This is a genomic window from Tetragenococcus halophilus, assembly GCF_001712815.1.
GTDB lineage: Bacteria > Bacillota > Bacilli > Lactobacillales > Enterococcaceae > Tetragenococcus > Tetragenococcus halophilus.
The window spans coordinates 609881-634394 of record NZ_CP012047.1; the positions used below are offsets into that span (position 1 = coordinate 609881).

Genomic DNA, 24514 nt, shown 5'->3' on the forward strand with positions numbered 1-24514 from the left:
TTTCTCCTTTTATTTTGGTGTCCAACTTAATTATAAAGGAAACAAATGCTTTTTTGTTATATAAAAAATTAGTGTTATTACTAATTTTTTTAGTAACAACACTAAATATTATAGACCCATATTTTTGAGCAAGCTTTATCTATGCCTTCGGTTCAAAAAGCTGTAAATGATTTTCACAATGATTGGCGTGAGATTTTTAGTACCGAAAAAATCTATGAACTTTAGGAGAAATAATGAATACTTTTATATTTGATATGGACGGCGTGATTGTCGATTCTGAATACACTTATTTTAAATCGAAAACCGATATCCTTCATGAAGAAGGGCATGATGTTCCTGATAGTTATCATTATCAATTTATGGGGACAACTCCTGTTTTTATGTGGCAAGGCATGAAAGATGAATTTCATTTGCCCAAAGCAGTAAATGAATATATTATGGAAATGAATCAGCGCCGTGAAGAAATTATTCAAAAAGATGGTGTGCAGCTGATCGCCAATGTAAAAGATTTGATCAAACGCTTGTATCAAGCTGGTTTTAAATTAGGAGTAGCTTCTGCTTCGCGTAAAGAAGAAATCGTTTATAATTTGCAGGAGTTAGGATTGGACGCTTACTTCAGTCAAGCTGTCAGTGCGGAAGAAGTCGCTCATTCAAAACCGGAGCCTGATGTTTTTTTGCACACGGCAGATTTACTTGGTGCTGTTCCTGATGATTGCGTTGTGATTGAAGATACGAGAAATGGGTCACGCGCTGCTAAAGCGGCTGGCATGTATTGTATTGGATTTGCCAATCCGGATTATCCAAAGCAAGACTTGTCTTGTGCAGATAAGGTTGTAACAGACTTTCGCGAGATTGATGAGAAACAATTTCAATGAAAATAAATAGTAAAATAGCAATCTATTATCCAAATGGCATTTTCGGGTAATAGATTGCTATTTTTTTATCAGAAAATGATCTGTAACTTAAATCATTACTTAATGTTATTTTTTATTTCTTTAAAATTGAAAAATAGGTTCAATATAATGGCTGTTAAAGAACCTGCTAGAATACCACTGCCAAAAATATTTTGTACAATGGCAGGAAAGTTGGCGTAAAAGTTTGGATAAACAGAAGGTAACATACAAACACCAACACTTAGGCCAATAATTAACATATTTTGATTACCTTCAAAACTTACTTGTTTCAAAATATTAATCCCACTGCCAATAATAATACCGAAAATAGCAAAGCCAAGTCCACCTAATACTGGATCTGGAATAGCCGAAATTAAAGCAGAAAATTTTGGAATAAAACCGATGAAAACAAGCATGAAACCAGCAGTAGCAATAGCAAACCGACTTTTGACTTTGGACAGATCTAAAATACCGACGTTTTGCACAAAGGCTGTGGGTTGTACACCGTTAAATAAACCAGATATAAATGTTGTAATCCCTAAAGATTGTAAAACGCGCCGAAATTGCCCTTTTGTCATTTCTTTATCTACAATATTATGAATCCCCATTGCTGTGCCAGAAATCTCAACCATGCCTAAAATCATGGCTATTAAAAATGATAAAGTAGCTGTAATATCAAATTTAGGAAGACCATAATGAAAAGGTAAATTTAAACCGAACCAAGGAGCTTCTTGGACTGGTGAAAAATCTACCATACCTAAAGATAACGCCAATAGTGTACCGAAAATAAGAGAAATGAGAATAGTTAAGTTTCCTAATAAGCCTTTAAAGTATTTACTGATAATGACATGAAAAATAAAAATTGCTAAAGCCATCAGTAAGGTCTTATAATCTATACTTTCAGTTAGGTTATAGGCTTTGTCGCCCATTAACCAGTGAAAGGTATTTGGTAATAAAGAAACACCAAGGACAATTAAGTTTGTTCCAACAACTACAGGTGGGAAAAAACGTTGAAGTTTAATCCAAAAGGGAGCAGCTAAAAAACAAAGAATTGCTACAATCATGGTTGAACCAGCGATGATTTGAAAACCTGTTTCAATATTAGGAGCATCATTTAATGTCGTACTTGCAATAGGGACTACGGCAAAATTTGCGCCCATGACCATTGGGATTTTAGGGCTTGTCTTAGGGATAATATTTAAAGCCATTAATAAACTAGAAAGACCTGCGCCAAAGATGACCGCGTTAATAAAAAAACGGGTTTGTTCTGGAGATAAACCGACATTTGTGGCTATTAATAAAGGGACAGGTATAGCGGCTAAAACAGCAATTACTGTATGCTGCAGGCCTAAAAGCAAGTTTTGTCTTAAGGGAAGTTTCTCGTCAACTTCTGGTAACTGATCATTTTGATTCACGTATTCTCGCTCCTTTGTATAAAATTAGAAACAGCAAAGATAAATTGCTTACTGTTGTTAAAAGACGAACTTACGCTTTCATTTTATGTTTTATATCAAGTGATTTTCAATAGAAATTTTACTTTAACTTAGAAAATCTAAAAGAATGTTTGTCTTTGAGGCGCTAACATTTGTGTATAACTTCTTTTGTTGAAATATATCATCGTTTCTCATTTTCTATGGGGTATTTATTTAAATAGAACGTTACTTTTTATTATCTATGTGCTATTTACATTTATACAACATAGTTTTCCAATTCTTATGTTGTATTTATTATAATACAACATAAGTTTCGTTTTTCTTTGTTCTATCGATCTCATAAATTTATCAAAATTATGTTCTAAATTCGCTTTTAGGCCATAACTTTACTTAATGAGCGTTCTGAAAATAAACTCAAGACCTTATTTGCAATGTTAATATACTATGAAAAATCTTTTACAGTGGCATCTCAAATCAATATCTATTACAATAAGAGAAATGAGGCTGTTTATGTTTTTGTTGGTAAAAAAAGAAGTTGTTCGTTCAAATGTTAGGAAATTGTAGGAAAGGATTATCCATGGTATGTATGTAGGTGTAGATATTGGCGGTAGTTCAATTAAAATTGGATTATTAGATGAAGATGGCGCAATGAAGGATAAGAAAAATTTTCCTACGCCTAAAACTAAAGAAGAAATTTTAGACGATATTGTTCAAATTATTTCTGATTATAAAACAAAGTATGTGATAAAAGCTGTAGGTATTTCTGTCCCTGGTGTAGTTGAAGAAGATGGTTATTTAACGACTGCTGGTGCTATTAAGTGTTTATATGGGATTAATATTAAAGAAGAAATGGCTAAACGTACGGGGGTATTTGTACATGTAGAAAATGATGCAAATGCAGCTTCAATTGCGGAAAAATGGGGCGGTGCAGCTCAAAACGTTGCGAACTATCTTAGTTTAGTGGTTGGTACAGGTATTGGCGGTTGTCTAGTTGTTAATAATGAGATTTATCGTGGTGCGCATGCGCGGGCAGGTGAATTTGGTTGGATGCTTTTAGATGATAATCAAGATGATTTGAATTTAAGTACGATGAATTTACAAGCAGCTACCATCATTGGTTTATTGCGAATTTATAATTTAAAATCTGGTGAGAAAATCGATGATGCTCGTGTGATCTATGATCGTGCTGAAGATGGTGAATATTTAGCACAAACCGTATTAGCTAAATTTCATCGCAAACTAGCACAAGGTATTTTAAATGTTGCAGTTGTATTTGATCCTGCAATGGTTGTCATTGGCGGCGGAATTAGCGCTAATAAAACCTTTTTAAAAGAGTTGCAGATGGCTTATAAACAACTACAAAATGAACATAGTGCACTGGTAGATATGGATTTTCCTGAAATTGTTCCGGCAAAATTCGAAAATGAAGCGGGAATTATCGGTGCCGTTTATAGTTTGAAAATCACTTTAAATAAAGAAGAGAAATAGTTAAGATAAATGTTTTATTGAAGGAGAGGCTCATATTGGAAAAGATTGCAGCTTCATTGATGTGTGCGGATATGTTAAATATTCAAAAAGAACTAGACTACTTAGAACAAGCAGGTTGTGACTTATTACATCTAGATGTCATGGATGGTGTATTTGTTGATAATTTAGCATTAGGCCCTGAGTGGATGACAAGCGTGCAAAAGAAAACATCTTTACCTTTTGATATTCATTTAGCGACTGAAATGCCAGAAAAATTTGTTGAAATGTTTCGTTTTTTACAGCCTGAAACGATTTCTTTTCATGTTGAAACAGCAGCTCACCCAGTTCTTTTAATCAAACGATTGAAAAGTTATGGCATTAAGCCTTCACTAGCATTAAATCCAGCGACTCCTTTGGAAGATATTCTACCTTATATTGATGAAGTAGATCAGATTCTGCTAATGACGGTTCCCACTGGCTTTGCGGGACAAAACTTTCATCAAGAAACATTGGAAAAATTACGTGAGCTAAAAAATATTTTAGCTCGAAGAAACATCCAGCCGTTAATCGAAGTAGATGGCAATATAAATACACAAACGATTTCTTGGATGAAAGAAGCTATGCCAGATGTTTTTGTGCTGGGAACATCGGCCTTATTTCAAGGTGATGATGCGAATAGTTATCAAAAACGTATTCAAGCAGTTCGCCAGGCGATTAATACTTATAGATAAGTTTATTAACATAAGCGTGCGTGTTTAAAAGAAGACAAAAATGAAAGAATCAATGAGATAATAAAAAGCGTTGACGTAATAAAAAGGCGTCAACGCTTTTTGTTTATTCTAATGATTCTTTAACATCATCTAACATCTGAGTGTAGGCAATAGGTCCGTTATAAAGCCAGCTGCTATCTGGACCAAATTCAAATAGCTGATCATTTTCTACTGCAGGAATATTATTCCACAAAGGATCGTCAAACATTTCAGCACTTTCATCGCTATTGACCAAGAAAAGGTAATCAGCATCCAATTGTGACAAGCTTTCTAAAGAAACTTGCGTCCAGTCAGCTTCGGCATCTTCGGAAATTTCTTGTGTTAATTCGGGCACTTCAAAGCCTAAATCTTCGTATAATAATCTTCCACTTGACCGGTCTTTGGCCACCATAAACGCTGAGTTATTGGTAACCCAAATTACGGCTACAGAGTTTCCGTCAATTTCATTTTGCAGTTGGTCTTGTGCTTTTGTTACCTCTTCTTGGTAATTTGTTTCGACTTCTTCTGCTTGTTCTTTTTTATCAAATACTTGGCCTAAATCTTCCAGACGCTCTTCCCAGGAGATGTCTTCACCATTTTTTACAACATAGGTGGGGGCAATTTTTTCATACTCTTCATACTTGCCGCCTTCGACAGTAGCATCTGATTCAATAAGTAATAAGTCCGGTTCAAAGTTTAAGACATCTTCATAAGGCAAATCAAAATTAATTGTCGGAATATCTTTTAAATCATCTTGCAGATACTCTTGAATTTGACCTTCTCCGACTGTCCATTGAGCGATTGGTTGTTCATCCAAAGCGATTAAGTAATCTTCTAAATAAGGAGCGATGATTCTTTCTGCTTGATCAGGAATTTCGACCTCGTTATCCTGCGCATCGGTTAAAGTTCGAGTTTGAGTTTCAGCATTAGTATCAGAGTCGGCTGGTGAGTTCGAATTTTCACAAGAAACTAGAAAAACAGCAAATAAACATAGCATAGTAAATGGTAGAACCCTTTTTATCATAATTTTTCTCCTTTTTTACAAATGATAACCGTTATCAGTTAATATTATCACAAATCATCTATTAGAAGTCAACAAAGTTTTAGTTAAAGCAAAAATTTTTTTGCTCAAAGGTTGACGAAGTCACTAGAAAAAGAGATAATTGAGAAGAGTTATCACTAGAAAGAAAAGAGTGGGGTTTATGACAAAATTAGCGACAAATAGCATTTACTGTGGCTATGAAAAGCAGATAGTTTTGAAAGATATAAGTTTAGAAATTCCTGATAAAAAAATCACAAGCATGATCGGTCCTAATGGAAGTGGAAAAACAACGCTGCTTAAGACATTGGCACGAATTTTATTGCCTGAAAATGGAAGCGTCCACATCAATGGAGAAGATATCAATACGCTAAATACTAAATCTGTGGCGAAAAAAATCGCTTCTTTATCGCAAAAAAACAATGTAATCAATGGATTGAGTGTCGCAGAAATCGTTGCTTATGGACGTTTCCCTTATCAGAAGAGTTTTGCTGGTTTGCAAAAAGAAGATCACGAATTGATTCAATGGGCACTGGAAGTAACCGGCTTGTTGGAATTAAAACAACGAACATTAAATACTTTATCAGGAGGACAACAGCAACGTGTTTGGATTGCTATGGCCTTGGCTCAAGATACAGATATTCTAATTTTAGATGAACCTATTTCTTCTTTGGATCCTGCCCATCAGTTGGAAATCCTTTATCTATTAGAAGATATTAATCGACAAGGTAAAACGATTCTAATGACGATTCATGATTTAAATCATGCGGCGCAATTTTCCGATTATATTATAGGGCTAAAACAAGGTCAGCTAATATTAAAAGGGGAACCGCAAGAAGTGTTCACAGCAGAACGTTTATTAGAACTGTTTGATATTCAGCCAGAAGTTGTGCTTTCAAAGAAAAATCAAAAGCCATTTATTCTTTCTTATGATTTAGTGAGGAGTTGATCATGAAGAAAAACTGGTTTTTCTTTTTACTAATCATTTTATTGATTATAGCAACAGTATCTTCTTTAAAATATGGTGCTATTGAAAATTCTTGGCAAGAAGTAAGAGATTCTTTTTTACGATTTGATACAACTAATCAAACGCATCAATTAATATATTATTTACGCTTTCCGCGTACAATTGCCTCCTTAGCTGTAGGAGCGGCTTTTGCCGCTTCAGGAGCTTTAATGCAAGGAATTACGCATAACCCTATCGCCGATTCGGGACTTTTAGGGATTAATGCTGGCGCTGGTTTGGGTCTTGCTCTGGCTTTTGCTTTTTCAACTACACCCACACCCTTTGTAACTATTCTGTCTTCTTTTATTGGCGCTGCAATCGTATTAGCTGTAATTTATGCAGCATCAAATCGAAGTATTTTCGCGCGCTCGCCTATTTATATGGTACTTTTAGGCGCTGCGATCGGATCGTTTTTTACAGCTTTAAGTCAAAGTATCCGTTTGTTGTTTAACTTAAATCAAGAGATCACTTTCTGGTTTGTAGGAGGTAGTGGAAATGTTACCTGGCCACAGCTTAAAGTGGCTCTTCCTGTAATATTAGTGGGCCTTATCGGTTCTTGGCTGATCACTAAGCAAGTGACTTTACTAGAGATGGGAGATGAAACAGCTGTTTCTTTAGGGAAAAAACCACAAAGAATTCGCGAAAAGAGTATGCTTTGTGTGTTGTTACTAGCAGGTACTGCTGTTTCTTTAGTGGGGACGATCAGCTTTTTAGGTTTGATTGTTCCTCATGTCGTACGCTTTTTTGTGGGTCATGATTACCGTTTTGTTATTCCTGCTGCTACTTTATTTGGTGCTCTATTTTTTGTTGTAGCTGATATAGGCTCTCGTCTGTTTACTCCACCTTTAGAAACTCCGGTAGGCGTCATCATTACATTAATTGGCGTGCCATTATTATTGATTCAAATCAGGAGGGGCAATGTATGAAAAAAGGAGCTTTTTGGCTACTATTGGGCATTTTATTAGTTACTGGGCTAATTTTAAGCCTTATTATTGGTACGATTCCTTTATCTTTTAAAGAACTTTTAGCCGTGTTAGCAAATCAGGGAACACCAGCTCATCAGTTAGTTGTCCTAGATTTTCGTCTGCCTCGTACACTGGTTTCTATTTTGGCTGGCGCTGGACTGGCGGCTTCAGGTTATTTATTTCAAGGAGTTACTCATAACGATTTAGCCGATCCGGGGATTTTAGGGATCAACGCTGGTGCTGGTTTGACTGTTTTACTTTATCTAGGCTTTTTTACAAGCCAAACATCAAGTCATTTATTACCGCTGATTGCTTGTTTAGGCAGTTTTCTCGCTGCTTTTCTAGTTTATTTTTGTGGCAAGCAAAAAGAAAAATTTTATCCAAATCGTTTATTACTAGCTGGAATAGCAGTTAATGCAGGTATTTCAGCTTTAACATTAATTGGTACTGTTCGTATTTCACAAGATAGTTATCGCTTTGTAACTTCCTGGTTAGCAGGAACGATTTGGGGAACAACTTGGAACCATGTTCTTATGATTTTTCCTGCTTTGCTTATTTTATTACCCTTTATTTTATTTCAAGGAAAAAGTTTAGAAGTGATCAGCTTGGGAGATGAGGAAGCTATCGCTTTAGGTGTTCCCTTAAAGAAAAAACAGATTTTTTATCTTATTAGTGCGGTGATTTTGGCAGCAGTCAGCGTGTCTTGTGCCGGAAGTATTAGTTTTATCGGTCTAATTGCCCCTCATTTAGCAAAAAATATTGTGAATCGAAAAAACAATCATGCTCTTCTCATGTCGGTTTTTATAGGCAGTTTGCTTTTATTATACAGTGATATTTTGGGACGCGTTATTTTAACTAATGGAGAAATGGCGGCTGGTATTATTGTTTCTATTATCGGTGCTCCGTATTTTATTTTCCGTTTATTAAAAAAGAATCAAGTAACTATAAATTAAAAAGCAGCGGCGATCCCGCTACTTTTCAATTATTCTTAGCTTGTCGAAAATGAATGATGCAAGCAATAATTATGATTAAAAGTAAAGTGAGTAAAATAATCATCGCCACTTGCGCGCCTATAGCCGTGCCTACTTGATAATCAGCGTTATTTTCTTGGAAGATATTAATAACGCTTGCCACGATAGAAGTAGCGGCCGCACCGGAAAATTGTTGCAAGGTGTTAAAAAGTGTATTGCCATCTCCATACTCTTCTTGGGTTAAAAGGTTCATACCACTTGTCATCATATTACTATAAGCAAAACCAAGGCCAATCATATAAAAAACATGACCAGCTACAAAGCCTAGTAAACTAGGTTGTTTTAAAAGTAGTGTTAAAGCAATCCAACCGATAGCAGCTAATATTAATCCGCTTAGTATAGGCTTTTTAGCCCCATATTTATCTAAAATTCTTCCAGAAACTGGGGCCAAAATAGCGCCGACTGCGGCGCCAGGTAACATCACTAAACCAGCGATAAAGGCGTTTTCTTCAGAGACGATTTGTACAAAGTTCGGCAGCACAAAAGAAATACCTAAAAGTAAGAATTGACAAACAAGAAAGCCGCATAAAAATAGGACAAAAGCTTTGTCTTTTAACACATCAATTTTTACTAAAGGAAAAGGTGACTTGGCGCTACGTTGTAAGAAAATCACTAAACCAATCATTCCTATGATTAGAGGGAGTAAACTTTTGAGACTTTCCATCTGATTGAGAAAGACTAGTAATCCACTAAATAATAAAGCAATACCCAAAAGACTGATCATATCAATTTTGCTATTTTTTTCTACCTTTATCTCTGGAATGGCATATAAGCCTAGGGCAAGAGAAAGGAGTAAAATAGGAATTAAAAATAAAAAGATATAATGCCAAGAAAGAACTGAAGTTAACAACCCGCCATATGTAGGTCCGACTGCTGGTGCAATGGAAGTTGTTAGCATACCGACACCCATCATCCCGCCTCTTTTTTCTAAAGGAGTAAATGTTAAAATAATATGAAACATTAGCGGTAAAGCGATACCTGTACTAATCCCTTGCAAAATGCGTCCTAAAAGTAAAACGAAGAATGTTGGAGAAATAAAGTCGGTTATAAGTCCAGCGATGAAAAAGAAATTTGCGATCATAAATAATTTTCGAATGGAGAAGTTTTTAATTAAATAATTCGAAAAAGGGACCATAATAGAAATAACCAGTAGATAAATAGTTGTCACCCATTGGACCATCGAAGTTGAAATATTAAACTCTGAGGTTAGAGTGGGAAAGGTGACATTCATCGCTGTTTCAATCAACACCCCCGAAAATGACATGATACCAGCTGCTAGAACGGCCGGTAATAAATGAATTTTTACTTTTTCCATTGTGCGTATGCTCCTTTAAAATCATTAAAAAAGAGACTGCTTCTAAATCAATAGAAACCGCCTCTTTTTCGACACGGGAAGTCCCGTGTTATCTGTACGATTAGTTCAAAAATATTATAAAAGGGTTTTTGATTTGGGTCAAGATAAAATATTAATGCATCAATTGATCTGCATTATCGGGATATTGGTGGGCTAAACGGCTGGCACCAGAAGCAGCGATTGCTCCTACGATATCATCCAAGAAGGTATGAATACGCGGTCCCTCGTGATCATTTAACATTTGTAAAATTCCCGGTTTTACTTTATCAATATAACCGTAGTTGGTAAATCCGATCGATCCATACACATTGACAATAGAAAGTGCCAGAATTTCATCAATACCATAAAGTCCTTCATCTTGAGCAACAATTTCTTGTAAAGGTTGCAACAATTTATCTTCTTCGGCCAGAATATCTAATTGAATGCCGGTTAAAATCGCGTTGTGCACTTCTCTTTTCGATAAGACCGAGTCGACACTATCTACACAATTTTCTAGTGATAGCCCAGGAATATAATCTTTTTGTAAATACATGACTAGTTTAGCAATATCGATAACGGAAACGCCGCGTTCTTTTAATAATTGTCGTGCTTTTTCTTCCAATGTTTTTGTTTCTAATACCATAAATGAACCTCCTGATTATCTTTGTTGAAAAAGACTTGTTGAATGCATAGGCTGTGTTCGATTTTTAGGGTCAATATAGTGGAGTGCGTTATTGACTGCTGTAGGGGCTTCCCCAAAGCCGGTTGCAATTAAATCTACTTTTCCATCGTAGGAAGTAATATCGCCGCAGCAATAGATACCATCTTGTGAACTTTTCATATCAGAATTTACCGGAATACCGCGACGGTTACTGGTGATTTTCCAATCTTTTAAGTCCAAGTTGGTAGAAAAACCATAATTGACGATTAAGTAATCGATGGCTAAATCAACTGTCTCCTCGCTTTTAGCTACTTGTAAGTGTAGACTATCTAAATTCTTATCACCTGATACGCCTCTAATGATGTAAGGCGTTAAAATTTGTACAGATGAATTTTTTAACTGTTGCATACTATGCTCATGCGCTCGGAAATTTCCTCTACGATGAATAATAGAAACTTCTTTAGCGATGGGCTCTAACATCAATGCCCAATCGACGGCTGAATCGCCTCCACCTGCGACAGCAACTTTTTTACCGGCATATTTCATAAGGTCGGTAATAAAATAATCGATACCGTTATTTTCAAAGCTTTCAGCTTGTTCTAACTTTAACTTTCGCGGTTGAAAAGAGCCATTACCTAAAGCTAAAATCACAGCTTTTGAATAATGTGTACGTTGATTGGTAACAATTTCAATAAAATCCTCTTGATAATTGAGGTTTATCACTTCTTCTTCCAAACAATAACGGTGATTAAACATTGTTAGTTGCTTTTCCAAATTTTGTGCTAATTCATCCGCTTTTATTTTCGGAAATCCAGGAATATCATAAATATATTTTTCTGGATACAGGGTGGTTAATTGACCGCCTAGTTGTGGCAGTGTGTCGATAATTTTAGTTTTCGCATTGCGCATGCCTGCATAAAAAGCAGCAAACATTCCCGCAGGACCAGCGCCTACGATCGTAATATCATATATGTCCATTTTCTGGCCCCCTTTATATAGAACTCTCTGGATTTTTTAATGCAGTTAGATGTATTATAACAAAGAAATGAAGAGCTGGCATTCCTATTTTTTTCTGCTATGATAAAAGAGTAAGAAGTTAATTATTAACAAGGAGGAATTTTTTTTGACTGAATTTCCACAAATGAATTTAGCAAAACAGGAAGGTCCCCAGGCGATTATTCAAACCAATTTAGGGACCATTAAATTGCAACTATTTGATAAACAAGCACCAAAAACAGTAAAGAATTTTATCGAATTGGCAAAAAAAGAATATTATGATGGCGTCATCTTTCATCGGATCATCCCCGATTTCATGATTCAAGGCGGCGATCCAACAGGAAGTGGCGCTGGCGGACAAAGTATCTATGGTGAAAACTTTGAAGATGAATTTAGTAGTGAATTGTTCAACTTACAAGGCGCTTTATCGATGGCTAATGCTGGCCCTAACACTAATGGCAGTCAATTTTTTATCGTAACAAATAAAAATCTTCCTGAGAACATGATATCTCAAATGCAAGAAGCAGGCTATCCTTTAGAGATTGTGGAAGCCTACAAAAATGGCGGGACACCTTGGCTAGATTTTCGTCATACAGTCTTTGGACAAGTGATTGAAGGTATGGATATCGTTGACACTATTGAAAAAGTGCCAACAGGCCCGCAAGATCGTCCAGTAGATGATGTGATTATTGATAGTATCGAAATAAAAGATTAAAAATAAGACGTATAGTGCAAAACTCTATCAGAATTTGCACTATACGTCTTATTTTATTTAAAAGCCGTAGCGATCCTTTGTAAACCTTCTTTTAAAGTAGCGCGAGGACAGGCAAGATTGATCCGCATATGTTGTGAACCTTTTGGACCGTAAGAAATTCCCGGATTTAATACTACTTTTGCTTCATTGATAAATTTTTCTTCTAGTTGTTTGTCTGTTAAGTGGTAAGCAGAAAAATCTAACCACATAAGATAAGTGGCTTCTGGTTTACTTACTTTCACATTAGGTAGTTCATTTTGGAAAAAGTTGTAGGTAGTATTGATATTTTCTTTTAAGTAGACTAATAGGTCATCTAACCAATCTTTACCACCTTCATAAGCTGCTTGTGTACCAATGACACCAAAAGTATTGATATCGTCCTGGCAGTTTTTCTTTTGAATACTTGCAAAAGCTTGTCTTAATTTTTCGTTTTTGATAAACACCATCGAATTTTTAATACCTGCGAGGTTAAAGGTTTTTGTAGCTGCGGTTAATACGATAGAGAAATCCTTAAATGAAGGGTCCGCATTTTGAAAGGTCGTAAACGTTTCTGGCTGATAGACAATATCTTGATGAATTTCGTCGCTTACCACTATAACATTGTATTTTTTACAAAGCTTACCGACAGCTTGCAATTCTTCTTTGCTCCAAACACGACCGCCAGGATTATGTGGGTTACATAAAATAAATAAACGAATATTTTCTTTTTGAAACAATTTCTCCATTTCCTCTAAGTTCATGGTAAATTTATCGTCTGTGTTTAATTTACTACGAACCAGCTTGCGGTCGTTTTCTTCAACTACTTGAGCAAAAGGTGGATAAACCGGGTCATGGATTAAAACTGCCTCTTTAGGTTTAGTATAAGCTTGTACACTAAGCGCAAGACTGGGGACAACACCGCTATTTAACAAGATCTCTTCTTTTTTTATAGTGAAATTGTGGCGGTTTTTTTGCCAGTTAATAATTGCTTCATACAAAGAATCTGGGACTATTGAATAACCGAATACGCCTTGCTCCAGATAATTTTTAAAGGCTTTCTGAACCGCTTCAGGCGCCTTGAAGTCCATATCGGCTACCCACATAGGTAATAGATCCTTTTGTTTATAGTTTGCTTCTATAGTATCCCATTTCACGCTTTGTGTTTTTTTACGGTCAACAATCTGATCAAATCGACTCATATTTTTCCTCCTCAATAAGTATTGTAGTCAATACTTCATTTTTCTTCTATTTCCTAGTATAATAAAATTTGCGAAAAGAGGGAATAAAATGGACTATAAAATTGGAGAAATTTTAGAAGGAACAATTACTGGTATACAAACTTACGGTGCTTTTGTTTCTTTGGATGATCATACCCAAGGGTTGATTCATATATCAGAAATCCAGTCAGGTTTTACTAAAGATATACGAGAAGTGGTTCAAGTTGGCGAAAAAGTGAGAGTACAGATTATCGACATAGACGAATATACGCAAAAAATTAGTCTTTCAAAGCGTACACTTGAGTCTCAATTTGTTCGTCCGCCTTATCACAAAAAACGTTATTTTACGAACAAAAATAAAGATATTGGATTTCAATCAATAGAAGAATGTTTACCTGAGTGGACTGATGAAGCGATGGATATGCTTTTATCTGGTAAGACTTCACAAAGTAAATAACTTCATGTTAAAATATACGATACTGTTAAAAAGGATAACTAGCCGAGGTGAAAGATTTGAGTAATAAAAAAGTTGCTGGTACGGTGATTCTTCATTTAGAGGATGGATCAAAGAAGTTCTTAATAAGAACAACAGAAGACAGATTTACTTTGGCATTTACAGACTTTTCTGATGAGCAAACAGGTTTAGCAAACATTCTTCATCTTTTAAAAGAAGAGGTAACCCTTGATATTAAAAATATTCGATTAGTTGAACTGACAAATGGACAAGCGCAAGATGCAAATGTTCCTTTATTTGTTTTTGAAACGCAAGAAAATCAACAGCAAGCAGAATTGCCTAATCAATACTATTGGGCAGAGGCACAAACCTTTCGTGAAATTATCCAAGATATGGATATTGAGGGAATGCCTTTCTTTTAATGAAAATCGAAAAAAGTTATTATTCTTTATTGCTTTCAAGATTTATTCGTGATAAATTAGTTGAGGTCAATTGTTCGACAGATAATATATAAGTTAAAAAAGTTATTGACGTTATTTTAGTGAAGTGCTAAGATGTTTAAGTCGTTGCTTTTTGGATGAGTCAAATTTATGAAATTAACGAAAGTCAAAAAAAGTTATTGACAAACACTTGTCGAATTGATAAGATATAAAAGTTGCTACGGCAACAAGCAGTAGACCTTTGAAAACTGAACAAAGCAAGCAAACGAACCAATGTGTCGGGCGCTTCTTTGAAAAGAGAAGCAACCAAGCAATAAACGCGAACAACACGCGAGCAAAAAGTTGAAGAGCTAAGTACGATCAACGGTGTTGATCGATCAAATTCAAGATGAGAGTTTGATCCTGGCTCAGGACGAACGCTGGCGGCGTGCCTAATACATGCAAGTCGAACGCTGCTTAAGAAGAAACTTCGGTTTTTTCTTAAGCGGAGTGGCGGACGGGTGAGTAACACGTGGGGAACCTATCCATCAGCGGGGGATAACACTTGGAAACAGGTGCTAATACCGCATACGGCTTTTTTTCACCTGAAAGAAAGCTCAAAGGCGCTTTACAGCGTCGCTGATGGCTGGCCCCGCGGTGCATTAGCCAGTTGGTGAGGTAACGGCTCACCAAAGCAACGATGCATAGCCGACCTGAGAGGGTGATCGGCCACACTGGGACTGAGACACGGCCCAGACTCCTACGGGAGGCAGCAGTAGGGAATCTTCGGCAATGGACGCAAGTCTGACCGAGCAACGCCGCGTGAGTGAAGAAGGTTTTCGGATCGTAAAGCTCTGTTGTCAGCAAAGAACAGGAGAAAGAGGCAATGCTTTTTCTATGACGGTAGCTGACCAGAAAGCCACGGCTAACTACGTGCCAGCAGCCGCGGTAATACGTAGGTGGCAAGCGTTGTCCGGATTTATTGGGCGTAAAGCGAGCGCAGGCGGTGATTTAAGTCTGATGTGAAAGCCCCCAGCTCAACTGGGGAGGGTCATTGGAAACTGGATCACTTGAGTGCAGAAGAGGAGAGTGGAATTCCATGTGTAGCGGTGAAATGCGTAGATATATGGAGGAACACCAGTGGCGAAGGCGGCTCTCTGGTCTGTAACTGACGCTGAGGCTCGAAAGCGTGGGTAGCAAACAGGATTAGATACCCTGGTAGTCCACGCCGTAAACGATGAGTGCTAAGTGTTGGAGGGTTTCCGCCCTTCAGTGCTGCAGTTAACGCATTAAGCACTCCGCCTGGGGAGTACGACCGCAAGGTTGAAACTCAAAGGAATTGACGGGGGCCCGCACAAGCGGTGGAGCATGTGGTTTAATTCGAAGCAACGCGAAGAACCTTACCAGGTCTTGACATCCTTTGACCGCCCTAGAGATAGGGTTTCCCCTTCGGGGGCAAAGTGACAGGTGGTGCATGGTTGTCGTCAGCTCGTGTCGTGAGATGTTGGGTTAAGTCCCGTAACGAGCGCAACCCTTATTGTTAGTTGCCAGCATTGCGTTGGGCACTCTAGCAAGACTGCCGGTGACAAACCGGAGGAAGGCGGGGATGACGTCAAATCATCATGCCCCTTATGACCTGGGCTACACACGTGCTACAATGGGAAGTACAACGAGCGCGCCAAGCCGCAAGGCCGAGCGAATCTCTGAAAGCTTCTCTCAGTTCGGATTGCAGGCTGCAACTCGCCTGCATGAAGCCGGAATCGCTAGTAATCGCGGATCAGCATGCCGCGGTGAATCCGTTCCCGGGCCTTGTACACACCGCCCGTCACACCACGAGAGTTTGTAACACCCAAAGTCGGTGCGGCAACCCCTAGGGGAGCCAGCCGCCTAAGGTGGGACGAATGATTGGGGTGAAGTCGTAACAAGGTAGCCGTATCGGAAGGTGCGGCTGGATCACCTCCTTTCTAAGGAAACATACGGAAGGTCGACACATCGTTTGCGCTTTGTTCAGTTTTGAGAGGTTTACTCTCAAAACTTGGTTCTTTGAAAACTGGATAGAAAAACAACAATCAACACCAACCGAGAATCCGCGTTGAACACGTTTTTTAACGAAGTTTACGCACATGTTCGAAGGGCTTTGATCGCTCAAAGCAAACACCTTCGAGAAACCCTTGACCGCAAGGTCAAGCCAGGTTAAGTAAGAAAGGGCGCACGGCGGATGCCTTGGCACTAGGAGCCGATGAAGGACGGGACCAACACCGATATGCTCTGGGGAGCTGTAAGTAAGCTTGGATCCAGAGATTTCCGAATGGGGAAACCTCGCATTTTTTATCGAATGCGGCTTGACCTGTGAATACATAGCAGGCAAGCGGAAGACGCAGTGAACTGAAACATCTTAGTAGCTGCAGGAAGAAAAAGAAAAATCGATTCCCTGAGTAGCGGCGAGCGAAACGGGAATAGCCCAAACCAGAATGCTTGCATTCTGGGGTTGTAGGACGTTTATTCACGGACAGGACGGTTAGCCGAAGGCTTTGGGATAAGCCGCCGGAGCGGGTAAGAGCCCCGTAGGCGAAAACTGTCAGGTTCGTAAACGGATCCTGAGTACGACGGGACACGTGAAATGCCGTCGGAAACCGGGAGGACCATCTCCCAAGGCTAAATACTCCCTAGTGACCGATAGTGAACCAGTACCGTGAGGGAAAGGTGAAAAGCACCCCGGAAGGGGAGTGAAAGAGATCCTGAAACCGTGTGCTTACAAGGAGTTAGAGCCCGTTTATGGGTGATAGCGTGCCTTTTGCAGAATGAACCGGCGAGTTGCGCTGGCTGGCGAGGTTAAGTCTGAAAAGACGGAGCCGCAGCGAAAGCGAGTCTGAAATGGGCGTTGAGTCAGAGGGCGCAGACCCGAAACCAGGTGATCTACCCATGTCCAGGTTGAAGGTGCGGTAAAACGCACTGGAGGACCGAACCCACGTACGTTGAAAAGTGCGGGGATGAGATGTGGGTAGCGGAGAAATTCCAAACGAACTTGGAGATAGCTGGTTCTCTCCGAAATAGCTTTAGGGCTAGCGTCAAGGAAGCAATGATGGAGGTAGAGCACTGTTTGGACGAGGGGCCCGTCTTGGGTTACCGAATCCAGATAAACTCCGAATGCCATTGATTGACCCTTGGCAGTCAGACGGTGAGTGATAAGATCCATCGTCGAAAGGGAAACAGCCCAGACCACCAGCTAAGGCCCCTAAATGTATGTTAAGTGGAAAAGGAGGTGGGGTTGCTTAGACAACTAGGATGTTGGCTTAGAAGCAGCCATCATTGAAAGAGTGCGTAATAGCTCACTAGTCGAGTGACCCTGCGCCGAAAATGTACCGGGGCTAAACATACTGCCGAAGCTGTGGAAAACACCTTAGGTGTTTTGGTAGGAGAGCGTTCTAAGGGCGGTGAAGGTCGACTGAAAAGACGGCTGGAGCGCTTAGAAGTGAGAATGCCGGTATGAGTAGCGAAAGACAGGTGAGAATCCTGTCCACCGTAAGACGAAGGTTTCCTGGGGAAGGCTCGTCCGCCCAGGGTTAGTCGGGACCTAAGCTGAGGCCGAAAGGCGTAAGCGATGGCCAACAGGTTGATATTCCTGTACCTGTTATCTTCATTTGAGTGATGGAGGGACGCAGGAGGCAAAAGAAAGCAGACGAATGGAAAGGTCTGTCCAAGCAGTGCATCGGAGAAAGAGTCAAAGGCTTTTTCTTGTCAACGATCAGCTGTGACGGGGAGGGAAATTCAAGTACCGAAGTTCTGGCGTCACACTGCCAAGAAAAACTTCTAGCAAGAAGGTAATGGCCCGTACCGCAAACCGACACAGGTCGTCGAGGAGAGTATCCTCAGGTGAGCGAGCGAACTCTCGTTAAGGAACTCGGCAAAATGACCCCGTAACTTCGGGAGAAGGGGTGCTGCTCTAACGAGCAGCCGCAGTGAATAGGCCCAAGCGACTGTTTATCAAAAACACAGGTCTCTGCAAAATCGAAAGATGACGTATAGGGGCTGACGCCTGCCCGGTGCTGGAAGGTTAAGAGGAGTGCTTAGCGTAAGCGAAGGTACGAATTGAAGCCCCAGTAAACGGCGGCCGTAACTATAACGGTCCTAAGGTAGCGAAATTCCTTGTCGGGTAAGTTCCGACCCGCACGAAAGGCGCAACGATTTGGGCACTGTCTCAACGAGAGACTCGGTGAAATTTTAGTACCTGTGAAAATGCAGGTTACCCGCGACAGGACGGAAAGACCCCATGGAGCTTTACTGTAATTTGATATTGGGTGTCTGTGACGCATGTACAGCATAGGTAGGAGCCGTAGAATTCGGAACGCGAGTTTCGAAGGAGGCATCCGTGGGATACTACCCTTGCGTTATGGCCACTCTAACCCGCGCCACTAAGCGTGGCGGGAGACAGTGTCAGATGGGCAGTTTGACTGGGGCGGTCGCCTCCCAAAAAGTAACGGAGGCGCCCCAAGGTTCCCTCAGAATGGTTGGAAATCATTCAAAGAGTGTAAAGGCAGAAGGGAGCTTGACTGTGAGAGCAACAACTCGAGCAGGGACGAAAGTCGGGCTTAGTGATCCGGTGGTTCCGCATGGAAGGGCCATCGCTCAACGGATAAAAGCTACCCTGGGGATAACAGGCTTATCTCCCCCAAGAGTCCACATCGACGGGGAGGTTTGGCACCTCGATGTCGGCTCGTCGCATCCTGGGGCTGTAGTCGGTCCCAAGGGTTGGGCTGTTCGCCCATTAAAGCGGCACGCGAGCTGGGTTCAGAACGTCGTGAGACAGTTCGGTCCCTATCCGTCGCGGGCGTAGGAAATTTGCGAGGCGCTGTCCTTAGTACGAGAGGACCGGGATGGACCTACCGCTGGTGGACCAGTTGTCGTGCCAACGGCATCGCTGGGTAGCTAAGTAGGGCAGGAATAAACGCTGAAAGCATCTAAGCGTGAAGTCCCCCTCAAGATGAGATTTCCCTTTTCTAAAAGAAAGTAAGATCCCTGAGAGAAGATCAGGTAGATAGGTTCGAAGTGGAAGACCCGTGAGGGTTGGAGCGGACGAATACTAATCGATCGAGGACTTAACCACAAAGGTTTGGATTGTCGGTTAATTGAAATTGTTTTTCATCCAGTTTTGAGGGAACCAAAGGTTCACTCAACGTCAAGTTGTGTGGTGATGATGGCAAGAAGGAGACACCTGTTCCCATGCCGAACACAGTCGTTAAGCTTCTTAGCGCCAATTGTAGTGAGGGGCTTCCCCTTGTGAGAGTAGGACATCGCCACGCATTATTCCGGCATAGCTCAGTTGGTAGTAGCGCATGACTGTTAATCATGATGTCGTAGGTTCGAGTCCTACTGCCGGAGTTCTTTAAAACAGTAAAAGTGATCAAAGTATATAAATACTTTGATTACTTTTTTTATGAATTTTTTTATTTGTACATGCCTTCTAGTAAAGGAATAATTTGTTTAACAAAGTCTTCTTTTGTATAAGTGTCGTCTGAAATATAAATTTCAATAAATTCAATAATATCACTGGCGAAAAAAACAAAAAAGCTGAAAGTAGGTAGCTTTTTTATTTGCATGATAAAGTTCTCTAATTGAAAACATAAAATGATATGCTAAAATAAAAGATAGCAAAGGGGGTTGAAGTGCTTTTGAAAAAAACGAAAATTCTATTTGATTTAGATGGAACGATTATTGATTCAAGTCAAGGAATCTTTGCCTCGCTTAACTATGCAATGAAAGAGATGAATCGTAATCCACTCGATGAAAAAACATTAAAATCATTTATTGGTCCACCTCTAGTTGAGTCTTTCGCCAAAACTGGTATGACAGAGGAAGAAGCTAAAGAAGCGGTTGATCATTACCGTACTTTATATAAAAAAGAGGGAATGTATCAAGTTAGACCTTATGCTGATATAGAAGAAGTTTTGACTCAATTAGCTGAGCGATACGAGTTATTTCTAGCTACGTCAAAACCAGAATTTTTTGCAGTGAAAATTATTCATCATTTAGGATTTGCCGAATTTTTCGAAGGGATTTACGGAGCAGACCTAGACGGTATCCGCTCTGAAAAAAGGGCAGTTATCCATGACACTTTAAAAGCAGAAAAAGTGGAAGAACTTTCCACTGTAGTGATGATTGGAGATAGAGCACACGATATAGTAGGCGCAAAAGAAAACAATATTGATAATATTGGCGTTCTTTATGGTTTTGGTGATAAAAAAGAGTTAATGAATGCTGGAGCACAAAAGATAGTAGCTAAACCTAGAGATTTACTAGATATTTTTCAATAGAGGCACAATTTTGTAGAAAAAAGATGGAAGGTGGTTGACAAGTACAGTTCTTTTCGGTAAGCTATATTTTGTGTTAAATAACTGCCGTCTTAGCTCAGTCGGTAGAGCACCACCATGGTAAGGTGGGGGTCGCCGGTTCGAGTCCGGCAGACGGCTTCAATGGTAAGAGATAAACATTAATTTAATAGTGTTTATCTCTTTTTTGTGCCAAAAATGAGTCAAATATTTTTTATTTTTTATAAATAATCTGTTCTTTTGAAACCTACTGTGAAAATGATAGTTATGTAAAGTTCAATTGCAAAGGAGAATGTAAGCGAAATCATTTCTTGGTATAATGACTATATAAAATTAAGGGAGATTTCTATGGCAGCTTTTGGCTGGTTGTAGATGTTATTGATAATGTATTTATGTTCTTATTCTTAAAACAGGTAAGAGAAATGACATTTACAAAAATAAATAAAAATCTCTCATTTTTAGGAGTATGTTGAATGGATAAAGTAAAAGCTAGGAAACAAGGTAACGCAATCATGGTCACATTAGCAAAAAAATTTAACGTTTCTGAAGGACAAGAATTTTACATTACGCAAGAAAAGGATGGAGCAATCTCGCTTATTCCTAAAATTGAAGATTATTTTGCTGATGTGGTTGAAGGAGAATTTGTTGATGATGAAGATAAATTAGCTCGAAGTATTTCTACTATTGGAAGTGAATTAGATGAATGACAACGAGCAGGAAACATTATAAAAAATGGTTAGAAAACACGTTAAGAATTTAAAATACTAAAACTTTCAACTGACGTATGGAATTAAATACTTTGAGATTAGTTAAGATTTGGTAACTATTTTAATTATAGGAGAAGAGGAGAAGTAGCCTATGGAGCAAACATCAATAAACGCTAGTTCAGTGCGTAAAAATTTTTATCGCTTATTAAAAGAAGTGAATGAGAATCATAAGGAAATTGAGATTGTAGATGAACAAAATAAAAATCATGCTGTTTTGATAAGTTTAGAAGATTGGCGTGCGATCCAAGAAACTTTGTATTTAGAAGAAACTGGTGTCCTAGGTAAAATTCGAGAACGAGAACAAGATTCTAGTGAATTTATTGATGTCAGCGATATCGACTGGGAGAAACTTTGAGTCGGAAATAGCCGCCAATATCGCGCCATTTATCAATAGCAGCAAAATAATCGATACTTTTTTCTAATATAATATACAAGGTGGTAAAACAAGTGACAATTCGAAAAAAGAAACTGAGAGAAATCAGGCATTCAGTTGTAGCTACTTTGCGCAGAGAATTATTAGAAAGTATTAGAACAAAGAAAACTGACACAGTTTATGTTAATAAAGATAAATTAAAAGAAATTCTGGTTAAGAAAGAAGAAAAAGATGAACATCAAAAAAGATTAGAAATGGTTATGGCCAAGTCTGTGCAAAAGCATGATGAGTTATACAAGTCTCTGGTAACAAAATGAGTATCTATTATTAAACAAAGAAAAGGTGCTACCATTTTTTATATTTATGGCAGCACCTTAAAAAGTTAGTTCAGTTTCATTGATATTGTTTTATTTGTCCATATTCGTCTCTGTTATTTTTTTCTGCATTACGAATATCAATATCGTTTTGCAAATTCAAAAAGTAACGATCGGAGACACCAAAAAATCTTCCTAACCTGACAGATGTATCCACAGTTATTTGCCGACGATCATGTAAAATATCTTGAATTCTCGATATAGGAACATGAATATGCTTGGCTAACGCATAAGCTGAAAGATTTAATGGGTACATAAATTCTTCTTTTAAAATTTCACTAATTTTAGGTGTTGGAATTTCGTTCATAAGTATCCCTCCTATCCACGATGATAATCCACAATTTCAACATGATAAAAATCGTTTATTGAAAAGCATATTCGATATTGAGCATTAATTTTAATGCTATACTAGCCTTGGTGATTTTCCCAGTTAATTGTTCTAGATGGTTTGCAGGTGTGCAGGTGAAATTCTTAAATCATTAATACTTGTTGCATTATCAATCATCAACAGTTTGCGTAAGACTATTTTCTGTCTTTTTATCCTTATAAAAAGGCCGTGATATTAGTGAATGATTTTGTTGAGAGTTGAAGTTAAAAAAATACAGGAATTCTTACACTGCAGAACAATTCTTTTGAGCAGAATGACAATAGGATGAATTATTTAATATCGATCAAAAAGCCAATCCTAACCTCAATCAGAAGAACTCAAAATCGAATTGGTAAAGTATTTAAAGGAGGTAGTATTTTTGAAAAGATTATTCACTAATTCATTTACTCTTGCCGTTATTTTATTAATAGCTTTTCGTATTTGTTTGTATTTTATTGACTGGAAGGAAGATGGAAATTTCTTGATCCTAGTCGTACTTCCTCTACTAGTTATCTGGGGAATCATTCAGGTAATTAAAAACATTTATAGGCATAAAAAATCTTCATGATTTGGTAGCTGTTACAAATAAAGTTAGAAACGTTTATTAGAAGCGTTTCTAGCTTGTTTTTTTATGTTTCAAGATAACAAAACTCAATACTAATAAAATTATACTATAAAGAATGAAGCCAAAATAAGAAAAATTTAGGCTGACATTTGTCAAAATGGGGAAAATGAAGCTTGTCATAGGAGGCGTTAAAACTAAGAGAGAATTTACAGTAGTAACGATGCCACCTAAGTGTTCTGTGGGATATTTATTTATAATTTTAGCAGAAAATCTGGGGGAAACGATACCTAATAAGAAAGAAACAACGCCTGCACTGACAAAAACTAGATAGAAATTATTTAAAAGCAAGGCAATTCCTCCTAAACTAATAAATGAACTAGCAATATTATTTAATTTTCCTATTGAAACATTGAGAAATAATTTAGTGTTTAAAGCATTGCCAAATACCATAGCAACAGTAATTAAAGCTGATAACAAAGAAATTTTTATCGGACTGGGAATAAACATTAAAGATTGATTTGTCTGGATAAAAAGAACGAAAATTGGAGTCAAACCCCCGAAAAAACCATTTAGTAAAGAAAGTTGGAAAAGATTATTTAAAATGGACTTGTTATGAAGTAATAATTTGAAATTTTTTTTGATTGTAGGTAATGTATTTTCATTATTGTTCACAGTTATCTTTTTTTCTACAGCACTCAACTCAGGATATATGAAAAAATATCCTATTCCTACGATAAAGAAAACCGAAGCATTAATATATGCTAAGGTACTTCTATAAAAAAATGATAAAAGCGTTGCACCTGCAAAAGTTGCGAGTACATTAATTAATTGTGTAGTCATACTGATTATTCCTTGTGCTTGTTCCATATCTTCAGCTTTAACTAAATTTTTGGTAAATGGAGTAACCAAAGCTGAGGAGTAGTTTCCTGCTAGGTCAGAGATAAAGTTGAAAGAAGCCATTAAAAAAAGCAAAAATAATGTATGTGGATAGTTGAATAACAAACCAATAGATAGATACATCACCGTTCGGACGAAAGAATTTTGAATAAGAAGATGGATTTTTCTTTTCTTTTTGTCAGCTAGTGTTCCCAGAAAAAAACTCAACAAGATGGGTAAAGTTTCTGAAATAGAGACCATCATGACAGCTGTGTTTCCATTAGGTAACGAAGCAGCAGTCGTTAGCATTGCCGTATAAAATAAACGATCTCCTACTTTTGAAAATAGGCTAATACCGGCAATTTTTGAAAATATAGGGTTATTTTTTAAAAAAGTAAGCATAATTTTCCTCCTTTGTAGGGAAATTATGAAGGAAAGTAGTGTATAATGATCGAAAAGTAAACTTTAGT

22 protein-coding genes, 2 tRNA genes, 3 rRNA genes and 1 pseudogene are annotated in these 24514 nt (G+C 38.1%); 18 read left to right on the forward strand and 10 right to left on the reverse strand.

Going from position 1 to position 24514, the window contains the following annotated elements; genetic code table 11:
* Positions 1-233: 233 nt before the first annotated feature.
* Positions 234-875 carry an HAD family hydrolase gene (locus AC806_RS02820; RefSeq protein WP_014125434.1) on the forward strand — a complete coding sequence of 214 codons (642 nt, stop codon included), beginning with the start codon at positions 234-236 and terminating at the stop codon, positions 873-875.
* A gap of 95 nt (positions 876-970) precedes the next feature.
* Here AC806_RS02820 and AC806_RS02825 read toward each other — a convergent pair whose 3' ends face one another.
* Complete coding sequence (locus tag AC806_RS02825) at positions 971-2308, reverse strand: uracil-xanthine permease family protein (RefSeq protein WP_014125433.1); 1338 nt, start codon at positions 2306-2308, stop codon at positions 971-973.
* A 600-nt stretch (positions 2309-2908) separates the two neighbouring features.
* Between AC806_RS02825 and AC806_RS02830 the strand changes: the two genes are divergently transcribed.
* Positions 2909-3814, forward strand: a complete 906-nt coding sequence (locus AC806_RS02830) for an ROK family protein (RefSeq protein ID WP_069028736.1) — start codon at positions 2909-2911, stop codon at positions 3812-3814.
* A gap of 35 nt (positions 3815-3849) precedes the next feature.
* Positions 3850-4524 carry a ribulose-phosphate 3-epimerase gene (locus tag AC806_RS02835; RefSeq protein WP_069028737.1) on the forward strand — a complete coding sequence of 225 codons (675 nt, stop codon included), beginning with the start codon at positions 3850-3852 and terminating at the stop codon, positions 4522-4524.
* Between the two features lie 103 nt (positions 4525-4627).
* Here the strand turns inward: AC806_RS02835 and AC806_RS02840 are convergent, their stop codons facing one another.
* Positions 4628-5566 (reverse strand): ABC transporter substrate-binding protein, encoded by a 939-nt coding sequence (locus AC806_RS02840; RefSeq protein WP_069028738.1) that lies wholly within the window; start codon positions 5564-5566, stop codon positions 4628-4630.
* 178 nt (positions 5567-5744) lie between these two features.
* On the opposite strand from AC806_RS02840, the gene AC806_RS02845 reads away from it, so the two are divergent.
* The 3 genes from AC806_RS02845 to AC806_RS02855 are packed head-to-tail and all read left to right on the forward strand — an operon-like array spanning position 5745 to position 8505.
* Positions 5745-6530: an ABC transporter ATP-binding protein gene (locus AC806_RS02845; protein WP_014125429.1), complete on the forward strand. Its 786-nt coding sequence runs from the start codon at positions 5745-5747 to the stop codon at positions 6528-6530.
* Positions 6531-6532: 2 nt separating this feature from the next.
* On the forward strand, positions 6533-7513 hold the full coding sequence (locus AC806_RS02850) for a FecCD family ABC transporter permease (protein WP_014125428.1): 981 nt from the start codon (positions 6533-6535) through the stop codon (positions 7511-7513).
* Positions 7510-8505: a FecCD family ABC transporter permease gene (locus tag AC806_RS02855; RefSeq protein WP_069028739.1), complete on the forward strand. Its 996-nt coding sequence runs from the start codon at positions 7510-7512 to the stop codon at positions 8503-8505. The genes AC806_RS02850 and AC806_RS02855 overlap by 4 nt, the downstream gene beginning before the upstream one ends.
* 25 nt (positions 8506-8530) lie before the next feature.
* On the opposite strand, the gene AC806_RS02860 is transcribed toward AC806_RS02855, so the two are convergent.
* The 3 genes from AC806_RS02860 to AC806_RS02870 all read right to left on the reverse strand — a co-directional run bounded on the left by AC806_RS02860 (position 8531) and on the right by AC806_RS02870 (position 11555).
* Positions 8531-9898: an MFS transporter gene (locus AC806_RS02860; RefSeq protein ID WP_069028740.1), complete on the reverse strand. Its 1368-nt coding sequence runs from the start codon at positions 9896-9898 to the stop codon at positions 8531-8533.
* A gap of 151 nt (positions 9899-10049) precedes the next feature.
* On the reverse strand, positions 10050-10559 hold the full coding sequence (locus AC806_RS02865; protein WP_014125424.1) for a phosphatidylglycerophosphatase A family protein: 510 nt from the start codon (positions 10557-10559) through the stop codon (positions 10050-10052).
* Between the two features lie 15 nt (positions 10560-10574).
* Positions 10575-11555, reverse strand: a complete 981-nt coding sequence (locus AC806_RS02870) for an NAD(P)/FAD-dependent oxidoreductase (protein ID WP_014125423.1) — start codon at positions 11553-11555, stop codon at positions 10575-10577.
* Between the two features lie 163 nt (positions 11556-11718).
* On the opposite strand from AC806_RS02870, the gene AC806_RS02875 reads away from it, so the two are divergent.
* A complete protein-coding gene (locus AC806_RS02875; protein WP_174706107.1) occupies positions 11719-12288 on the forward strand; it encodes a peptidylprolyl isomerase in 570 nt (189 codons plus the stop codon).
* A gap of 53 nt (positions 12289-12341) precedes the next feature.
* Here AC806_RS02875 and AC806_RS02880 read toward each other — a convergent pair whose 3' ends face one another.
* Positions 12342-13505 (reverse strand): MalY/PatB family protein, encoded by a 1164-nt coding sequence (locus AC806_RS02880; protein ID WP_069028741.1) that lies wholly within the window; start codon positions 13503-13505, stop codon positions 12342-12344.
* Positions 13506-13593: 88 nt separating this feature from the next.
* Between AC806_RS02880 and AC806_RS02885 the strand changes: the two genes are divergently transcribed.
* From AC806_RS02885 to AC806_RS02910, 6 genes are all read left to right on the forward strand, one after another.
* Positions 13594-13980: a CvfD/Ygs/GSP13 family RNA-binding post-transcriptional regulator gene (locus AC806_RS02885; protein ID WP_014125420.1), complete on the forward strand. Its 387-nt coding sequence runs from the start codon at positions 13594-13596 to the stop codon at positions 13978-13980.
* Between the two features lie 56 nt (positions 13981-14036).
* A complete protein-coding gene (locus tag AC806_RS02890; RefSeq protein WP_014125419.1) occupies positions 14037-14399 on the forward strand; it encodes a hypothetical protein in 363 nt (120 codons plus the stop codon).
* A 402-nt stretch (positions 14400-14801) separates the two neighbouring features.
* Positions 14802-16360, forward strand: a 16S ribosomal RNA gene (locus AC806_RS02895).
* A 227-nt stretch (positions 16361-16587) separates the two neighbouring features.
* Positions 16588-19500: ribosomal RNA gene (locus tag AC806_RS02900) — 23S ribosomal RNA — on the forward strand.
* Between the two features lie 80 nt (positions 19501-19580).
* Positions 19581-19696, forward strand: a 5S ribosomal RNA gene (rrf, locus tag AC806_RS02905).
* Together the 16S, 23S and 5S rRNA genes with 1 tRNA gene alongside form the textbook arrangement of a ribosomal RNA operon.
* A gap of 5 nt (positions 19697-19701) precedes the next feature.
* Positions 19702-19775 (forward strand) — tRNA-Asn (locus AC806_RS02910).
* Between the two features lie 65 nt (positions 19776-19840).
* On the opposite strand, the gene AC806_RS11840 is transcribed toward AC806_RS02910, so the two are convergent.
* Complete coding sequence (locus AC806_RS11840; protein ID WP_156768843.1) at positions 19841-19993, reverse strand: hypothetical protein; 153 nt, start codon at positions 19991-19993, stop codon at positions 19841-19843.
* A gap of 66 nt (positions 19994-20059) precedes the next feature.
* Here AC806_RS11840 and AC806_RS02915 point away from each other — a divergent pair, with 66 nt between their 5' ends.
* The 5 genes from AC806_RS02915 (at position 20060) to AC806_RS02935 (ending at position 22179) form a co-directional block, all read left to right on the forward strand.
* Positions 20060-20707 (forward strand): HAD hydrolase-like protein, encoded by a 648-nt coding sequence (locus AC806_RS02915; protein WP_371872121.1) that lies wholly within the window; start codon positions 20060-20062, stop codon positions 20705-20707.
* Positions 20708-20790: 83 nt separating this feature from the next.
* Positions 20791-20863: transfer RNA gene (locus tag AC806_RS02920), tRNA-Thr, on the forward strand.
* 332 nt (positions 20864-21195) lie between these two features.
* On the forward strand, positions 21196-21429 hold the full coding sequence (mazE, locus tag AC806_RS02925; protein ID WP_069028742.1) for a type II toxin-antitoxin system PemI/MazE family antitoxin: 234 nt from the start codon (positions 21196-21198) through the stop codon (positions 21427-21429).
* A 151-nt stretch (positions 21430-21580) separates the two neighbouring features.
* Positions 21581-21844, forward strand: a complete 264-nt coding sequence (locus tag AC806_RS02930; RefSeq protein ID WP_061840849.1) for a type II toxin-antitoxin system Phd/YefM family antitoxin — start codon at positions 21581-21583, stop codon at positions 21842-21844.
* 92 nt (positions 21845-21936) lie between these two features.
* Positions 21937-22179 (forward strand): AbrB/MazE/SpoVT family DNA-binding domain-containing protein, encoded by a 243-nt coding sequence (locus tag AC806_RS02935; protein ID WP_069028743.1) that lies wholly within the window; start codon positions 21937-21939, stop codon positions 22177-22179.
* A 76-nt stretch (positions 22180-22255) separates the two neighbouring features.
* On the opposite strand, the gene AC806_RS02940 is transcribed toward AC806_RS02935, so the two are convergent.
* From AC806_RS02940 to AC806_RS02950, 3 genes and pseudogenes are all read right to left on the reverse strand, one after another.
* Positions 22256-22543 carry a HigA family addiction module antitoxin gene (locus tag AC806_RS02940; protein WP_061840851.1) on the reverse strand — a complete coding sequence of 96 codons (288 nt, stop codon included), beginning with the start codon at positions 22541-22543 and terminating at the stop codon, positions 22256-22258.
* Between the two features lie 11 nt (positions 22544-22554).
* Positions 22555-22741 (reverse strand): annotated as a pseudogene (locus AC806_RS12285) (type II toxin-antitoxin system RelE/ParE family toxin).
* 478 nt (positions 22742-23219) lie between these two features.
* Positions 23220-24446, reverse strand: coding sequence for an MFS transporter (locus AC806_RS02950; protein ID WP_061840853.1), 1227 nt, complete (start codon positions 24444-24446; stop codon positions 23220-23222).
* Between the last annotated feature and the right edge of the window lie 68 nt (positions 24447-24514).